The organism is Candidatus Aquicultor secundus (assembly GCF_002791875.1).
Lineage (GTDB): Bacteria > Actinomycetota > Aquicultoria > Aquicultorales > Aquicultoraceae > Aquicultor_A > Aquicultor_A secundus.
The window spans coordinates 1-15,590 of sequence record NZ_PFNG01000146.1 but is presented as its reverse complement, the minus strand read 5'-3'; the positions used below and the strand labels follow the sequence as shown (position 1 = coordinate 15,590).

The window sequence follows — 15,590 nt, the reverse complement described above, 5'->3', positions numbered from 1 at the left end:
AGTCAGAATAAAACCATCTACCTAAGAACGGTAAAGCTACGCCTAGACGCTAGTAAGTTACAATCACAGTGCCTGCACCCGAGATTCTTCGCTATCGCTCAGAATGACACCTAGCAATAGTCTTCTTGCGGCCCACTCTCTCTCTGCTAGATTCTTCGCTATCGCTCAGAATGACACCTAGCAATAGTCTTCTTGCGGCCCACCCTCTCGCTTACTGCATACTCCCTACTGCCTACTTTTACCTTGATGAAGTGCCGATCAATACCTTCCTTAGCGTCTGTATCTCGCTGAGGGCTATGCCGCTTCCCATGGCCACACAGCTCAAGGGGTCGTCCGTTACATGAACCGGCATCCCCGTCTCCTGCCGTATCCTCTCGTCGAGGCCTTTCAGCAGCGAACCGCCGCCCGTCATGACAATCCCTCTATCCATAATATCACTTGATAGTTCCGGCGGAGTATTCTCAAACGTGCCTTTTATCGCAAGAACTATCGCCGAAAGCGGTTCTTCAATCGCCGCCCGTATCTCTTCAGATGAGAGAACGACGTTTTTAGGAAGCCCGGTTAAGAGGTCGCGCCCCCTGACCTCGGCATCCTCTTCGTCACCCATTGGATAGGCGCTTCCGATCTCGATTTTTATCTCTTCGGCGGTGCGCTCGCCGATCATGATATTGTATTCCTTCTTGACGTGATTCATGATCGCCTCGTCGAACTCGTCGCCGCCGATTCGGATCGACTGGCAGGTAACGATGCCGCCCAGCGATATAACCGCGACCTCGGTGGTTCCCCCGCCGATGTCGACGACCATATTGCCCGTGGGCTCCTGAATGGGCAGGCCCGCTCCGATAGCCGCCGCCATGGGCTCTTCTATCAGGTACACCTCGCGTGCGCCCGCATGAAGCGTGGCCTCAAACACGGCGCGCCGCTCCACCTCGGTTACCCCGGATGGGACACATATTACAACCCTCGGCCTTACGAGCTGCTTGCGATTGTGTACTTTTTGTATGAAATGCCGCAGCATTGCCTCGGTCACATCGAAATCTGCAATAACACCGTCTTTAAGCGGCCTGATTGCGACGATACTCCCCGGCGTGCGGCCGATCATTCTCTTGGCATCTACCCCAACAGCCAGTATCTTGCCCGATGTCTTATCATAAGCAACAACCGAAGGCTCAACTAGAACGATGCCTCTCCCCTTAACGTGAACGAGAGTATTGGCGGTACCCAAATCAATCGCTATATCTCGACTTAGCGGCATCGCTAAAAAATCAAACATTGATGCTCCTTTCGGCTACATTAAGCTATATTCTTTAAGGCTGACGAAACGACCGTCCCCTAGAATAATATGGTCCAACAGATCAATCCCCAGGATACCACCCGCCTCAGAAAGGCGCTTGGTAACCCTGATATCCTCGGCGCTCGGCGTCGGGTCCCCGCTGGGATGGTTATGCACGACGATAACCGCCGCGCCGTTGTGCCTGATTACCATCTTATAAAGCTCTCTCGGGTGCACGACCGATGAGCTCAGGCTACCGATGGACACGTCGATAACCTTTAACACCTGGTGCTTTATATTCAGCACCAGCGCTTTAAAATACTCGCGGTCCAGGTCGCGCATATCGGACATGAGAAGTCGCGCGACATCCTCGGGGGAACCGATGGTAAACCGCTCAGCCGGTGCCGCCGCTGTAAGCCGCCGGCCCAGTTCGAGCGTCGCCAGGATTTTTGTGGCTTTTACCTTTCCTATTCCATTGATATCGCAGAGTTCCTCGATGGTCGACCGTCCCAGGGACCCGAGCGATTGGAAGCGCGATAACAACTTCTCGCTAAGTTGAACCGTAGTCTTATTTTTTGTGCCGGTACCCAACACTATAGCCAGTAATTCAGCATTTGACAAACTGCCCGCACCAAACTGGATAAGCCGTTCCCGTGGCCTCAGCTCAGGCGGCAATTGCTTGATGGTCAGATGTCCGTTCCCCTCGGTCAATGCCCCTCCCGCGTCGAAGAGAATCCCGTTGCGCCTCAGACCGGCAGCTTTTTGCGCATGCAAACTTTTTTAGACCAGTCTGTGGAATTAAGATACATTCTATAGGATACAGCTACATATGTCACCAACCGCCTCCATACCTGCCGCCTCCATGCCGGCAAAACCGCATCCGACAACTACGACATCCTTTATCCGACCGCTCACTACCCGGCACTCTCCCCTCTAATCAAGTTCGCGGGCATTGCTATGTATATACCTACCGCAGATTTGGATTGACGACAAGATTAGCGGCCACCCTCAACGGGTATATTTAAAATCGGCACTGGATTGCTTACAAAGCAACCCAGGCACAGGTAATTTAGCACTTAACTCTGGAGGTATTTTACGTTGGCAGAAGCACGCTACGACCTCGCCATCATCGGCGGAGGCCCCGGAGGGTACGCCGCGGCGCTGCGGGCGGCTGAGTTAAACCTTAAGGTGGCGGTCATAGAAAAAGACAAAGTCGGCGGGACGTGCGTGCACCGTGGATGCATCCCAACCGCGAGCCTGCTGCAATGTGCGTATGTGCTTGATACCGTCCAAAGAGCGGATAAATTCGGGATTAGCGTGGAGGGCGTTTCTTACGATTGGGCGGGCATGCAAAAAGCCAAAAACACTGCTGTAAATCGCCTGTTTATGGGCTTAGAGACACTGCTTAAACAGCGCAAAGTCGAGATTATAAACGGAACGGCAACTTTTAGCGAACCCGGACGGGTGCAGGTCGAAACCGGATCAGAAACCGCCGTAGTGACCGCCCCCAACATCATTATCGCAACCGGTTCACAACCCCAGAGTATACCGGCGCTTCGAAGCGTCGGCGATATCGCCATGAATACAACACAGGCGCTTGAGATAAATGAGGTCCCGAAATCCATAGCCATAGTGGGCGGCGGTGCGTATGGTGTCGAGTTCGCCTCGCTGTTTCGCTCGCTCGGTGCGGAAGTTCATCTTATCGAACACTCCCCGCGCCTCGTGCCGCGCGACGACGAAGATATCTCAAAACGCCTGGAGCGAATCTTTAAAAAGCGGGGCATTAACATCCATACCGCATCGAAAGTCGAGGCGGCTGTCCTGGTCGACAACAAGATAGAGGTCGAACTCTCCAAGAACGATGAGGGCCAAACGATTGCCTCAGACAAGTTACTTGTCACCGCAGGCAGAATCGCCAATTTGGACAATATCGATGTCGACTCCCTCGGCATCGACACCAAAGACGGCTTTATTATAACCGATCCCGACATGAAGACGAATGTCGATGCAATTTACGCGGTCGGCGATGTCACCTATAACCCGCAATACGCCAACTTCGCCTTCTCTGAAGGGATCCATGCCGTGGAAATAATCGCCGGTATAAATCCGCCACCGCTTAACCTGCGGCAAATCCCTATCTATACGTTCGGATATCCCCAACTCGCCAAAGTGGGATATTCGGAAGAGGAGGCGGTAAAGGCCGGCTACGATATCGAAACGGTGGGTCTTCCCTTCCAGGTGATACCGCGCTCGGCAATAAATAAAGAGGAAATCGGCTTTGCAAAGATGGTTTCCGTAAAAGGCGGCCCGATAATCGGCGTCCACCTGATAGGCCCGGATGTAGTCGATCTCATCTCGGAGGCGATGCTTATTACCAACTGGGAAGCCACCGCCGCCGACGTGGCCCAGTTCCTCCACCCTCACCCGGCGTTTACCGAGGCGATTGGAGAAGCTGCGCTGAAGCTGGCCGGAAAACCGTTGCACTCTTTATAGGGTTCTTCATAGGAATGATAGGTTGCTCGTGGAGGTAACAATATGCAGGTAAAACCGTTGGAACTTGGAACAAAAGAGTTGATGGATATCTATTACTTGATGCGGCTCGGGCGGGCGATCGAGGATAGACTCAACCTTCTCTACAAAGGCGGCAAACTGCCGGGCGCCATTTATCTAGGTACCGGGCAGGAAGCCATCGAAATCGGCGCCTCTTACGCCCTTGAGGAGGGTGATGTGCTTGCGCCCACCCACCGTGATATGATGTCCCAGCTCCCGAGAGGGATAACCCCCCGGGAAGTGTTCTTGCAGCACTACGCACGTGCAAATAGCCTCACCCACGGCAAGGGCGAGGATAACTACCAGGGGGATTTACGTCGCGGTACCTTTGCCACGGTCAGCATGCTCCCCAATTTTTACCCGGTTGCGGCAGGCGCGGCGCTTGCCTTTAAGCTGCGCAAAGAGCCGAGGGTCGCGATGGCCTACTGCGGCGAGGGCGCGACAAGCGTCGGCGACTGGCACGAGGCGCTCAACGTCGCCTCGGTGCACAACCTGCCGGTCGTCTTCGTCGTCATCAATAACGGGTACGCCTACTCCACCCCGGTCTATAAGGAAATGAAGGTTGCAAACGTCGCCGACCGCGCGGTAGCCTACGCCATGCCCGGGGTAATCGTTGACGGCAACGACGTCGTCGAGTGTTACCGGGAAGCCAAGAAAGCTGTTGAAAGGGCCCGGGATGGCGGCGGCCCGACGCTCATCGAAGCCAAAACCATGCGAATGCGCGGCCACGCCGGGCACGACTCCGCCACCTATGTGGCCAAAGATATCATCGATCTCTGGACCAAGCGCGACCCCATCGTGCGCTTTGAGGCGTACCTCAACGAGAAAGGGTTTCTCAACGAGGACTCCAAGAAAGAGGTCATCGACCGGATAAACGCCATGGTTGAAGATGCCGTAACCTTCGCCGAAGCAAGCCCCTATCCGGAACCAAAGGAGGCCATCGAAGATGTCTACGCCGAGTAACCGGATGCCGGCATCCGGCAACGTAAACGGCGGCGGCCGCAGAGAAACAAAAGAAACCCTCTTTATCGACGCGATAACCGAGGCCCTCAGGGAAGAAATGCAGCGCGATCCGAACGTCTTCATGGTCGGCGAGGATATCGGCACCTACGGCGGGGCGTTTAAAGTCACTAAAGGATTATTGGAGCAATTCGGCCCGGAGCGTATCATCGACATGCCGGTCGCCGAGGAGGCCTTTACCGGGATGGCGGTCGGGGCCGCCCTGATGGGGATGCGCCCGATCGTCGAGTACCAGTACGCCGACTTTATCCACTGCGCCTGGGACCAGATCGTAAACGTCGCGGCCAGAATACACTATCGCACCCGGGACGCGGTACCCATGGTCATGCGGGCCCCGTCCGGCGCGGGCTTGCGGGCCGGGCCGTTTCACAGCCAGAGCCCCGAAGGATGGTTCGCCCATGTCCCGGGGCTTAAAGTCATCGTCCCCGGCACCCCCTGGGATGCAAAAGGGCTCTTAAAAGCCGCGATACGGGATAACAACCCGGTCGTGTTTTTCGAGCACAAGTACCTATACCGGCGTCTCAAAGGACCGGTTCCGGTGGACGATTACGCCTGCCACATCGGGGCCGCCAAAGTACAGCGCCAGGGCACCGACGTCACCATCGTCACCTATGGTGCGATGCTGCAGACCGCCCTGGCGGCGGCGGATAAAGCCCAGGAAAAAGGCATCTCGGTCGAGGTTCTGGATTTGAGAACCATCTATCCCCTGGATAAAATCCAAATATTGCAGTCGATCGCCAAAACAGGCAAAGCCATCATGCTCTACGAAGACACGCGGACGCTCGGCATCGGTGCGGAGGTCTCTGCGATCATCGCGGAGGAGGGGTTCGAATACCTGGACGGCCCTATCTTACGGGTCTCCTCCCCGGACGCCCCGATTCCCTATAGCCCACCCCTCGAGGACTACTTCCTCCCCCAGGTGGACGATGTAATGGCCGCAATTGATAAGTTATCGGCGTATTAGTGGGCCGGGGTGTGGGTCTAGAGAGCGGGCTAAGGCATATTTAAATATCCTTTAGGTTCTTATAAGGAGAAATTGATGGGTTAGGTATTCGCAGGAGCAGATAAAGAAGAGGGTGAATTAGCATATGACGGTTGCATTAACGATGCCCCGGCTTGGAGAGACGGTCACGGAAGGGACGATTCTGAAGTGGCTCAAGAACGAGGGCGATTTTGTGGATAAGGATGAAAATATCGTGGAGATATCGACCGCGAAAGTCGAAACCGAGATACCATCCCCCGTCAGCGGAAGGGTCGCGAAAATAGTTGCGCCCGAAGACGAGACCGTGCCGGTTGGGGCCGAGCTTGCGCTCATCGATGAGACGACAACCGAGACCGGACCCGCTCCAGCGGTGGGTTTTGTCTCGCCGATTGTAAGAAAGCTCGCCCGCGAGCATAATGTCGACCTGTCGCAAGTCACCGGAACCGGCTCCGGGGGCAGGATTACCAAGCAAGATGTTCAGCGCTATCTCGATATGCAAAAAGCCGCGGCCCCCGGCGCTCCGAAACCGCCGATGGCCCAGGCCCCGCCGATCTCTCTTGCCCCCATGCCCTCGGCTGAGGTGCCATTGGGTGAGCGCATCGTGCCGATGAATATCCTGCGGCGTGAAATCGCCCAGCACATGGTTCGCAGCAGGCACACATCCGCGCACGTCACAGGCATCGTCGAGGTCGACATGACCAATGTGGTTAAACAACGTGACAAGATAAAAGAGGCCTTTAAGAAACGCGAGGGCTTCTCCCTTACCTTCTTGCCCTTTGTCGCAAAGGCGACCGTGGACGCGCTTATCCATTTCCCTATGGTCAACGCACGCATCATCGACGAGCACAACATGGCGCTTCATGACTACGTCAACCTCGGGATCGCCGTGTCCGTTGAGAACGGCCTTATCGTGCCGGTGATAAAGCATGCCGAGGAGATGAACCTTCTCGGTCTCGCCCATCACATCCACGAGCTGGCGGAAAAAACCCGCGCAGGCAAGCTCACGCTGGATGAGGTAACCGGCTCGACGTTTACTATTACAAACCCCGGCTCGTTTGGATCGCTCATCCAGACACCGATTATAAACCAGCCGAATGTGGCGATTTTAAGCCTAGAGGGCATTCAGAAACGCCCGATCGTCATCGACGAGGCCATCGCAATCCGCAGCATGGTCTACATGCCGCTTAGCTATGATCACAGGCTGATTGACGGCGCGATGGCGACCCAGTTCCTGAACCGTATAAAAGAAGACCTTGAGACCTGGGACTTCTCCCCCGATCTCGCAAGCGTGCTGTAGTTGGGATGTCTAAAATGAAATGTTTAGTCGCAGAGCTTGGGATAATTGATTACCAGAGCGCGCTCGATTTACAGATGAACCTGGTGACGATGCGCGCTGAATCGAAGCTGCCGGACATGCTGCTTCTTTTAGAGCACCCGCATGTCTACACGGTCGGCAGGCGGTTCGACTCCTCGCACCTGGTCCTCACAGATGAGGAGATGGAAATGAAGGGCGTAAAGCTCTTTCATTCGGACCGCGGCGGTGAGATAACCTACCATGGCCCGGGACAACTGGTGGGGTACCCTATTATAGAGATCGGCGGTATCTCGATGATCAAGTATTACCTGAGAAATCTCGAAGAGGTGCTGCTGCGAACCGTCCGCGATTTCGGTATCGACGCCGACAGGCTACCCGGCTATCCCGGCGTCTGGTTTGGGCTGGAAAAACTCGGTGCGATCGGCCTTCGCGTAAGCCGCGGCGTGACTAAGCACGGCTTTGCCCTTAACGTTGCAACCGATCTGTGCTATTTCGATGGGATTATCCCCTGCGGTCTCCGCGACAAGGGCGTCACTTCTCTATCGAAACTGCTCGGTTTGGAAGTTCCGCTCGAGCCGGTTCGCAGTCGTGTCATCGAAAACTTCGGGCGTGTTTTCCATGTGGATATGGTCCCCATCCCGGGCGAAGAAATCCTTAAAGTCGGCCTCGGCGAGATACCAATCAATAAGGAATATTATGCCGGATAGCTACAAACCTATACTTGAGCTTAATAGCGACAGTAATAGCCGCTCACAGCGTTATGAGCGAAAACCCCTCCACTTAAGGATTAGAGTTTCGCAGGGTCCGAACTACCGGGCGGTAAAACATATCTTGCGGGGGCTCAAACTCAATACGGTCTGTGAGGAAGCCGGCTGCCCCAATATCTACGAGTGCTTTGAAGCCAAAACGGCGACCTTCTTGATACTTGGCGATATCTGCACGCGCAATTGCCGGTTTTGTTTAGTGGGCGGCGGCAAACCCCTCCCTCCAGACCCGGATGAGCCGTTAAACGTTGCCAAAGCCATTGCAACGCTGGGGCTTAACTACGCAGTCATCACCTCGGTAACAAGAGACGACCTGCCGGATGGCGGGGCCGCAATCTTTGCCGAAGTAATTAGAGAAACGAGAAACCTTAATGCCGACTGCGGTATAGAGGTGTTGATCCCCGATTTTGGCGGCAATTGGCAAGCACTGCAAGCGGTAGTCGATGCCGGGCCGGATATCCTCAATCACAACATCGAGACCGTCCCCCGGCTCTACCCCGCCGTAAGGGCGGCCGCACGCTACGAACGCTCTTTAAGCCTGCTTAAAGTCGCCAAGGAACGGGGTTTTAAAGGGCATACCAAGTCCGGCATTATGGTCGGGCTGGGCGAGGAGAAAGACGAGCTGATCGAGGCCCTGGCGGATTTACGTCACCATGGGTGCGATATCGTAACCATCGGACAGTATCTGGCCCCTTCCACATCCCACTTTCCCATCGCGCGATACTACGAGCCGGCAGAGTTCGAAGAGCTTGAAGCGATCGGGAAAGGGATGGGCTTCTCGCACATAGAATCCGGACCCCTGGTCAGAAGCTCCTACCACGCCAGAGAGCAACTTGGAAAGACAAAATAGCTTAGTCTCCCTCTAAATGGATTTTACCCCTTGCCCTGCGACCTATTTACTACATATGCTGTTTTGTATAAGACTCTTTTAGGTAAGAATATGGTGCGAAGCGAGGTGGCAATGGCACAAACTGTACCGCATAAAAACATCATATTGCGGGCCGGGGCCCCGGTCTACGGAGGGTACACGCTCGGGCGCACCGCGGCCGTCCCTAAGATCATCCTTATACGGGGTGCGATACCGGGCGAAATGGTCGAGGTCTCCGTTAACGAGGAGAAAAAGGACTACTACATCGCATCGGTGGAAAACGTAATCGAGCCTTCGGAATACAGGATACAGCCAAAATGCGCCTCGTTTGAGGCATGCGGCGGCTGCCAGTTTCAATATATCTCCTACGGCGAACAGGTTGTGATAAAGCAACAGGTTCTCACCGACTCCCTGCGGCGAATCGGTAACATCATCGTTGCCCCGGATACACCCATCATCAACGAAGACGCTATCTGGAAGTATCGCTTCAGGGGGCAATTTAAGGTCGAGAACGGTTTGATCGGCTTCTACAAGGAGAAGAGCAACGAGATCGTCGATACCGACTATTCCCCGTTGATGATCGACCCCATAAACGAGGCCTTGAAGAGCGTTCGAAGCGCCATGTCCGCTCAGCCCGAGCTTTTCAGGGACATCAATGAGATTCAGATATCCTGTGGTGACGGTACTTACGCCTCTATAAAAGCAAATCCACGCGCCAAACACGACCGGCTTTTTTGGGACAGCCTTGCGGATCTGCTGCTCGAATGTTGTTTCGAGGGGGTATTTATAAAAACCCAACTTGAAACGCTCAAATACGGCCGGCAGTACCTCGCCCTTTCCCTGGATGGAATCTCGTATACGGCCTCTCCGATGAGTTTTTTCCAAAGCAACTGGAAGCTCAACCGGGTCATGGTCGATTTCATTAAGGATAGGCTTCAGCCCCTTAGCGGAAAACGGGTGCTCGACCTGTTCTCAGGTGCGGGAAACTTTTCCCTTCCGCTGGCCCAGGATGCGGATGAGGTCATCGCTGTTGAAGAGAACCCTTTTGCAGTGGAAGACGGTAAAAGGAACCTGCGGCTAAACCGCATACAAAACATGTGTTTCTACAGGGCTGCGGCGGAGGCTTACGATATAAGCAGGTACAGCCCGTTTGATATCGTCATCGTCGATCCTCCAAGAGCCGGTCTCTCGCCAAAAATCGTCGAGAACCTGCTGCAGGCGCATCCTGCCACCATCGTGTACATTTCATGCAATCCGTCTACTCTGGCAAGGGATTTAAAGCGGCTTGCGCCTAACTACGAGATCGAGTCGATCCGCCTGGTCGACCTCTTCCCCCAGACCTACCACATCGAGACACTGGTGTTTCTGGCTAAGTGACCCCACCACAAACTTCTGGTAAAATAAGTTACAACTAGTAAGACGAGCATTCCCAAGCAATGCCCACATCTACCAGGAGATATGTATGCCTCTTAACGTTATCGTCGGTCCGGCTCAAAGCGGAAAGAAAAGAGAGCTTTTTAAGCGTTTCGTCGGGCGGCTGGACGATAATCCCCTTCTTCTCGTGCCCAGCGGAACAGAAGCTGTTTCTATTCGAAGGGAACTACTCCAGATTGTTGCTGCGGCTGTGGGGATAAACATCACAACATACGATAAGTTCTTGGGCCAGTTGGCACAGCAGGCAGAAATAACCCAGCACCGGATCGACCCCATCCAGCAGGAGTTTATCGTAAGGCAAATCATTGAAGGCTCAACCCTAGTTTCGCTTGCCGAGTCGGCCCAGTATCCGGGTTTTAGTAAGGCTCTGATTTACCTGTTTAACGACTTAAAACAGGGCATGAACACCCCTGAAAAACTTGCGAATGCCTTTACGCGGTGGGCTGGTGACAGCTATAGAACCGCCAACTATCTTAATGACATCTTCAAGCTTTACCGAGGCTATCTGGAGTCGCTTCAAAACCTCAACCTGCTTGATGAACAGCTTCTCCGCTGGGAACTGGTTGAGGCGCTTGAGAACGGCGAGCTTGTTCAAACTCGCCCGATTTTTCTCTACGGGTTTGATGATTTCACAACCAGCCAGCGGCGGATCATAGAGCTTTTAAGCCTCAACGCGGATATCACGTTTGCGCTCACCTTCAAAGATACGGATGCCTTTAGCGGCCGCAAAGAGGCGGTCGAGGCACTTACGGATACCGCAGATAGCGTGACCTGGACGAACGAAGGCACGTCGCAGAACACCCCCAAACCGATACTGCAGCGCAACTTTCTGGTAGCGGCCGGCGAGCAGGGCGAGATCGAGCTTGTCGGCGCCAGAATCTTAGAGCTAATCAGAAAAGAAGGCTTTCGGGCCGAGGAGATAGCGGTTATTATACGAGATCCGGATAGGTATGCCCGTACCCTCATCCAGGTGTTTGAAGACTTCGCCATCCCCTATTCATTGAGCGAGCTGGTGCCGTTTGGCCACAGTTCGCTGGGACGTGCGGTGCTGTCGCTTTTGAACTTCTGCTACGCATCGAGAAATATCGCCGACCTCATCACCTACCTGCGTATTCGCTATATAGATAAACAAGGTGAAATCGACCGGTTTGAGCGTGAAGCAAGGCTCAATAGAACCACCGGAGCGCACGAAATGCTCGCTCAATGGGCCCGGGTATCCGGTACGGGCACGGCAGAGATCAGCAGTCTTTTAACGCTTGATAGTTTTTCAGAGGTCGCATCACGCGTGTACGCGATCGGCTCCGAACTCCTTACCGGCATCCTGGTAAGTAATTTGAGTCTAAGCAACGGGGCGGATGGCCGCAGCGCACCTCTTCTCACCTACGACGAGAAGGCCGGCCTGGGGTCGTTAACGGTTATTGAAGATACGTTGGCCAGCCTCAATGAGCTGGTAGCCATTGACTCAAGGCTTACCCCAAGCCCGGTTGATGTTTATAAAATCCTCTCTACCGCCGAGATGCGCGTCAGCCGTGAGGCGGAAGCTGAAAAAGTACATATTCTAAGGGTCCACCGTGCACGCGGTCGCACCTACAGGGCCGTCTTTGTGCTTGGTTTAAACGAGGGCTGCTTTCCCCAATCAACGAGCGAAGACCCTTTCTTTAACCTGGACGAGCGCAAGCAGCTCGCATCCTATAATCTTGAGATAGATACCAGGGGCGGCGATATAGCCGAGGAGCGCTACCTCTTTTACATCGCTACAACCACGGCAACTGAGAGGTTGTTCTTAAGTTGTCAAAGCGTTAACAGCAATGGCAGATCGCTGTTAAAATCCTCTTTCCTGAGCGACCTCCAGGAGTCGATGGACGAGGACGAGATAAAAAAGCTGACAACAAAACGCTACCTGTCCGATGTGGTGTTCGACGGCAATCTCGTGTCCATTCCCAACGCCAAAGAGGCTATTCGCTTTGCCGCACAATGTCACCGCAAACAACCGGCCCTTGCAAAAACCATCGCTGATAGCACCGGCGGCTCGCATCAGCTGGAGAGCGCAACGGCAAGGGCGCCCTCCCCGACGGCCCGCTTTACCTCCGGAGAGGTGAAAAAACTAATCGCGCGCCGTGACACCTTTAGCATCACCGAACTTGAGTCGTTTGCGAACTGCCCCTTCAACTGGTATGTAGAGAGAATGCTCAAGCCGCAGATGATTGACGTTGAGTTCGATGCCCGGAATAAAGGGTCGATCCTGCACTCAACGCTCGAGAAGTTCTACAGGGTTCTTCCCGAGCGCTTTGGCGTGCATCAGCCGGTTAAGGATAAGCTCGATGAGCTGGAAGAACTCATCGTAGGGATATTTGAAGAAGAATTCAGGCGTGAGGCGGCGGATACGGAGAGTGTTGATGCAAAATTCAGCCGGCATGAGATGGCTGAAAACCTCAAGCGCTTTATCAGGGCTGAGGCGGGCAGACCGACCGATTTTAAGCCCAGCCTTTTCGAAGCGTCGTTTGGCCTACCCGCCGACACGTATGATGACGAGCACAAAGAAGAGTGCCTGGTGCTTGACGGCGGCACCAAAATCCGGGGCAAAATCGACCGCATCGATATCGACGACAATAACCGGGCAATGGTTATCGACTATAAAAGCAGGGGCATCCCGAGTGTGAAGGATATAGAATCGGCCAAGAAATTGCAGGTGCCGCTCTATATCGAGGCCGTCAAGCGGCTTTGGGGCCTGCACCCGATCGCCGGCGGCTATCTTTCAATAGCAAAAACCACGGCTGAGGGCATATATAACAGCGATGCTATCGACAAATCGGCTCTGCCGTCGAAGGCGGCAAAAAGCGACGAGGAGTTCGAGACGATAATATCCAATGCCCTTGAAAAGGTCGGTGAGATAGCGGGGCGCATCAGAGAGGGCTCCTTCTCCCCTGCCAATAACGCGGATTGCACATTCTGCGGTCTCACCCACATCTGCCGGAAGGGGCGTGCCTAAGTGTCTAAGATGGCTGAATTTAAGCCCAATCCCCAACAAGAAGAAGCGATAAACATGCGCAAAGGCAACGTCTTCGTCAGCGCCGCCGCGGGCAGCGGCAAGACCAAAGCTATGACCGAGCGCTTTGCTACAGCCGTCATTGAAGACAGAATCCCTGTCGACCGCATCCTTACCATTACCTTTACCAACGAGGCCGCAGCCCAGCTTCAGGATAAGATCAAGGCCCGCCTCGCCGAGGCGGGCCTTGTCGAGGCGGGCAGAAAGCTGCCCGACGCCTACATCAGCACCATCCACAGCTTTTGCTCGCGCATCCTCAAAGCCTATCCTTTTGCGGCGGGCATCGACCCCAACTTTACCGTAGTCGAGGACGTGGCTATGATATCGCTGGTCAATGAGGCAATAGAGCAGGCCTTAGACGAGTTCTCGCATGTCGGTCAGGAGCACGTGGAGTTCATCTACCAAATCGGCAAAGACAAGCTATCGGATGTGGTTCTATCGCTGTACGGTGCGTTGAGAAGCGCCGGTTTTAGCGAACCAGCGGATGGGCTACCTCAATCCGATGTACGGCCCCAAGACCGTTCGGCAGTTAACACCCTCGTTGATGAGCTTAAAGGCGAAATCGCAGGGATACTGAATACGGCCGACCGAAACGCCGGCCCGAAAACCTACACCGCCAATTTCGGCGTCGCCGGGAACCTACTCGCCTACCTTGATATCCAGGAATACGACCTGCTGCCCGGTTTAGGAGGCAAAGATAGTAGATTTAAGCTGAATATGTCGGCGGGCCCCTCCAAGAAGGTTTTTGGACGCACCAAAGACCTTCTCGATACCATCGATCGCATGCTCGCCGAAGACCTGGCGCATCGATACCGCGGTTTTTACGCCGAGCTTCTGCGCCTATTTTCGGCGATATACCGGCAGAGAAAAGCGGATATCTCGGGGGTTGATTTTGAAGACCTTCAGCTTTTGACCAAGGACCTGTTCGAGGGCCATCCCGAGATTCGAGAGAGCTACGGGAAACGATTTAGGATGATAATGGTCGATGAGTTTCAGGATACAAACGGGCTGCAATGCGACCTTATAAATCTTATCGCCAACGATAACCTGTTCACCGTTGGCGATGAGTTTCAATCGATCTATAAATTCCGCCACGCGGATGTTTCCCTTTTCAGAGGCCTTCGCGAGCGCACGCAAACGAGTGCGGGCAAGCTGGTGACGTTCCCGAAAAACTTCCGCAGTCGCGAAGAAGTGCTCGCCTTTGTGAATCGCATCGGCACAAGCGCAAAGTTCTTCGGCAACGATCACCTGCGTCTCGAACCGGGCAGAAACCCCGGTGACTTTAAGCAGCCCGAAGGCACGGCAATCGAGCTTGCGATATTCGATACCACCTGGGAAGAGGTTGATGCGGCCCAAGCAGAAGCAGCTTTTATAGCCAATCGAATCAAAGAAATCACCGACAAGACGATTACCGGCCGGGGCGTGTATGAGCCAAACGATATCGCCATCCTCATCCCCAGAAGAACGAAACTAAAAGAGATCGAAGACGCCCTGAAACTTCGCGGCATCCCCTATTACACAGTCGGCGGCACCGGCTATTATGCCGCCGACGAAGTTGCCGAGATACGGGATCTCCTCGCGACGCTGGTAAATCCATACGATGATATCTCGCTCATCGGCGTTCTGCGCGGGCCGTGCGTTCGCCTAAGTGACGACGCCCTCTACCTGATGCGACGAGCAGCCGGAAAGATCGGCGGGGCCGACGCGCCGCTATGGCACGCCGTAATCGACGCAGATGTGGGCAAGAACCTGCCGCTTGAGGCGGCGGATACAGAGAAACTCGATCGCTTTATCGCGATATTCAACGACCTCAGACGATTCGCCGCCTACTCCGGGCTCTCGTCGGTTATAGAGAGAGCCGTTTCCGAAACGGGCTACGACCTCTGCTCGCTCATGCGCGATCACAACGGCGCCCTGCGTTATGCGAACATCCGAAAGCTCATGCGCCTTGCCGACGCCTACGAAAACGTGCACGGTCGCGATTTGGCAGGCTTCGTGGAGTACCTCGCCCTGCAGAAAGACCTTTCCAGCCAAGAGGGCGACGCCGTTCTCGCCGACGAGAACCTCGGAGCGGTACGCATAATGACGGTTCATGCGGCCAAAGGCCTACAGTTTCCTGTAGTGTTTTTGGCCCTCTCGCAAAGTAAGCCGATGTATGGCTCACCCGGTAGCGGCGAGATGGTTCTTTTGCGCATCGCAAAGGGCGATTCGACGGGCAAGGCGGCCGGTGATGCAAGCGCCGTAAAACCCGCGATAGCGTTCAAGGTTGCGGGCATCGATAAACCCTTCGAGGCGCCCGGCTACCCCGAGTTGAAGGATGAACTAAAAGCAGATACCG

At 54.6% G+C, this 15,590-nt stretch carries 11 protein-coding genes; 9 read left to right on the top strand and 2 right to left on the bottom strand.

What is annotated here, in order from left to right; genetic code table 11:
* Positions 1-238 precede the first annotated feature (238 nt).
* A complete protein-coding gene (locus tag COY37_RS06060; RefSeq protein ID WP_286678150.1) occupies positions 239-1,273 on the bottom strand; it encodes a rod shape-determining protein in 1,035 nt (344 codons plus the stop codon).
* A 15-nt stretch (positions 1,274-1,288) separates the two neighbouring features.
* Positions 1,289-1,984 carry a RadC family protein gene (gene radC / locus COY37_RS06055; RefSeq protein ID WP_286976739.1) on the bottom strand — a complete coding sequence of 232 codons (696 nt, stop codon included), beginning with the start codon at positions 1,982-1,984 and terminating at the stop codon, positions 1,289-1,291.
* A 387-nt stretch (positions 1,985-2,371) separates the two neighbouring features.
* Here radC and lpdA point away from each other — a divergent pair, with 387 nt between their 5' ends.
* The 9 genes from lpdA to COY37_RS06010 form a co-directional block, all read left to right on the top strand.
* Positions 2,372-3,766 (top strand): dihydrolipoyl dehydrogenase, encoded by a 1,395-nt coding sequence (lpdA, locus tag COY37_RS06050; protein ID WP_286678152.1) that lies wholly within the window; start codon positions 2,372-2,374, stop codon positions 3,764-3,766.
* 42 nt (positions 3,767-3,808) lie between these two features.
* Entirely contained in the window at positions 3,809-4,786 is a 978-nt protein-coding gene (locus COY37_RS06045; protein WP_286678153.1) for a thiamine pyrophosphate-dependent dehydrogenase E1 component subunit alpha, read from the top strand.
* Complete coding sequence (locus tag COY37_RS06040; protein ID WP_286678154.1) at positions 4,770-5,807, top strand: alpha-ketoacid dehydrogenase subunit beta; 1,038 nt, start codon at positions 4,770-4,772, stop codon at positions 5,805-5,807. The genes COY37_RS06045 and COY37_RS06040 overlap by 17 nt, the downstream gene beginning before the upstream one ends.
* A 124-nt stretch (positions 5,808-5,931) precedes the next feature.
* Complete coding sequence (locus tag COY37_RS06035) at positions 5,932-7,122, top strand: dihydrolipoamide acetyltransferase family protein (protein ID WP_286678155.1); 1,191 nt, start codon at positions 5,932-5,934, stop codon at positions 7,120-7,122.
* A 5-nt stretch (positions 7,123-7,127) separates the two neighbouring features.
* Positions 7,128-7,847, top strand: coding sequence for a lipoyl(octanoyl) transferase LipB (gene lipB, locus COY37_RS06030; protein WP_286678156.1), 720 nt, complete (start codon positions 7,128-7,130; stop codon positions 7,845-7,847).
* A complete protein-coding gene (gene lipA, locus COY37_RS06025) occupies positions 7,837-8,754 on the top strand; it encodes a lipoyl synthase (RefSeq protein ID WP_286678157.1) in 918 nt (305 codons plus the stop codon). The genes lipB and lipA overlap by 11 nt, the downstream gene beginning before the upstream one ends.
* A 111-nt stretch (positions 8,755-8,865) precedes the next feature.
* Positions 8,866-10,149: a class I SAM-dependent RNA methyltransferase gene (locus tag COY37_RS06020; RefSeq protein ID WP_286678158.1), complete on the top strand. Its 1,284-nt coding sequence runs from the start codon at positions 8,866-8,868 to the stop codon at positions 10,147-10,149.
* Positions 10,150-10,234: 85 nt separating this feature from the next.
* On the top strand, positions 10,235-13,195 hold the full coding sequence (locus COY37_RS06015) for a PD-(D/E)XK nuclease family protein (RefSeq protein WP_286678159.1): 2,961 nt from the start codon (positions 10,235-10,237) through the stop codon (positions 13,193-13,195).
* 9 nt (positions 13,196-13,204) lie between these two features.
* Positions 13,205-15,590, top strand: a 2,386-nt coding sequence (locus COY37_RS06010) for a UvrD-helicase domain-containing protein (RefSeq protein ID WP_286976747.1), incomplete at its 3' end; no start/stop codon positions are given.

What these genes read in the sequence shown, in the direction of transcription:
- COY37_RS06060 (WP_286678150.1), bottom strand. Translation starts at nt 1,273, where the DNA reads ATGTTTGATTTTTTAGCGATGCCGCTAAGTCGAGATATAGCGATTGAT.
- COY37_RS06045 (WP_286678153.1), top strand. Translation starts at nt 3,809, where the DNA reads ATGCAGGTAAAACCGTTGGAACTTGGAACAAAAGAGTTGATGGATATC.
- COY37_RS06040 (WP_286678154.1), top strand. Translation starts at nt 4,770, where the DNA reads ATGTCTACGCCGAGTAACCGGATGCCGGCATCCGGCAACGTAAACGGC.
- COY37_RS06035 (WP_286678155.1), top strand. Translation starts at nt 5,932, where the DNA reads ATGACGGTTGCATTAACGATGCCCCGGCTTGGAGAGACGGTCACGGAA.
- lipB (WP_286678156.1), top strand. Translation starts at nt 7,128, where the DNA reads ATGTCTAAAATGAAATGTTTAGTCGCAGAGCTTGGGATAATTGATTAC.
- lipA (WP_286678157.1), top strand. Translation starts at nt 7,837, where the DNA reads ATGCCGGATAGCTACAAACCTATACTTGAGCTTAATAGCGACAGTAAT.
- COY37_RS06020 (WP_286678158.1), top strand. Translation starts at nt 8,866, where the DNA reads ATGGCACAAACTGTACCGCATAAAAACATCATATTGCGGGCCGGGGCC.
- COY37_RS06015 (WP_286678159.1), top strand. Translation starts at nt 10,235, where the DNA reads ATGCCTCTTAACGTTATCGTCGGTCCGGCTCAAAGCGGAAAGAAAAGA.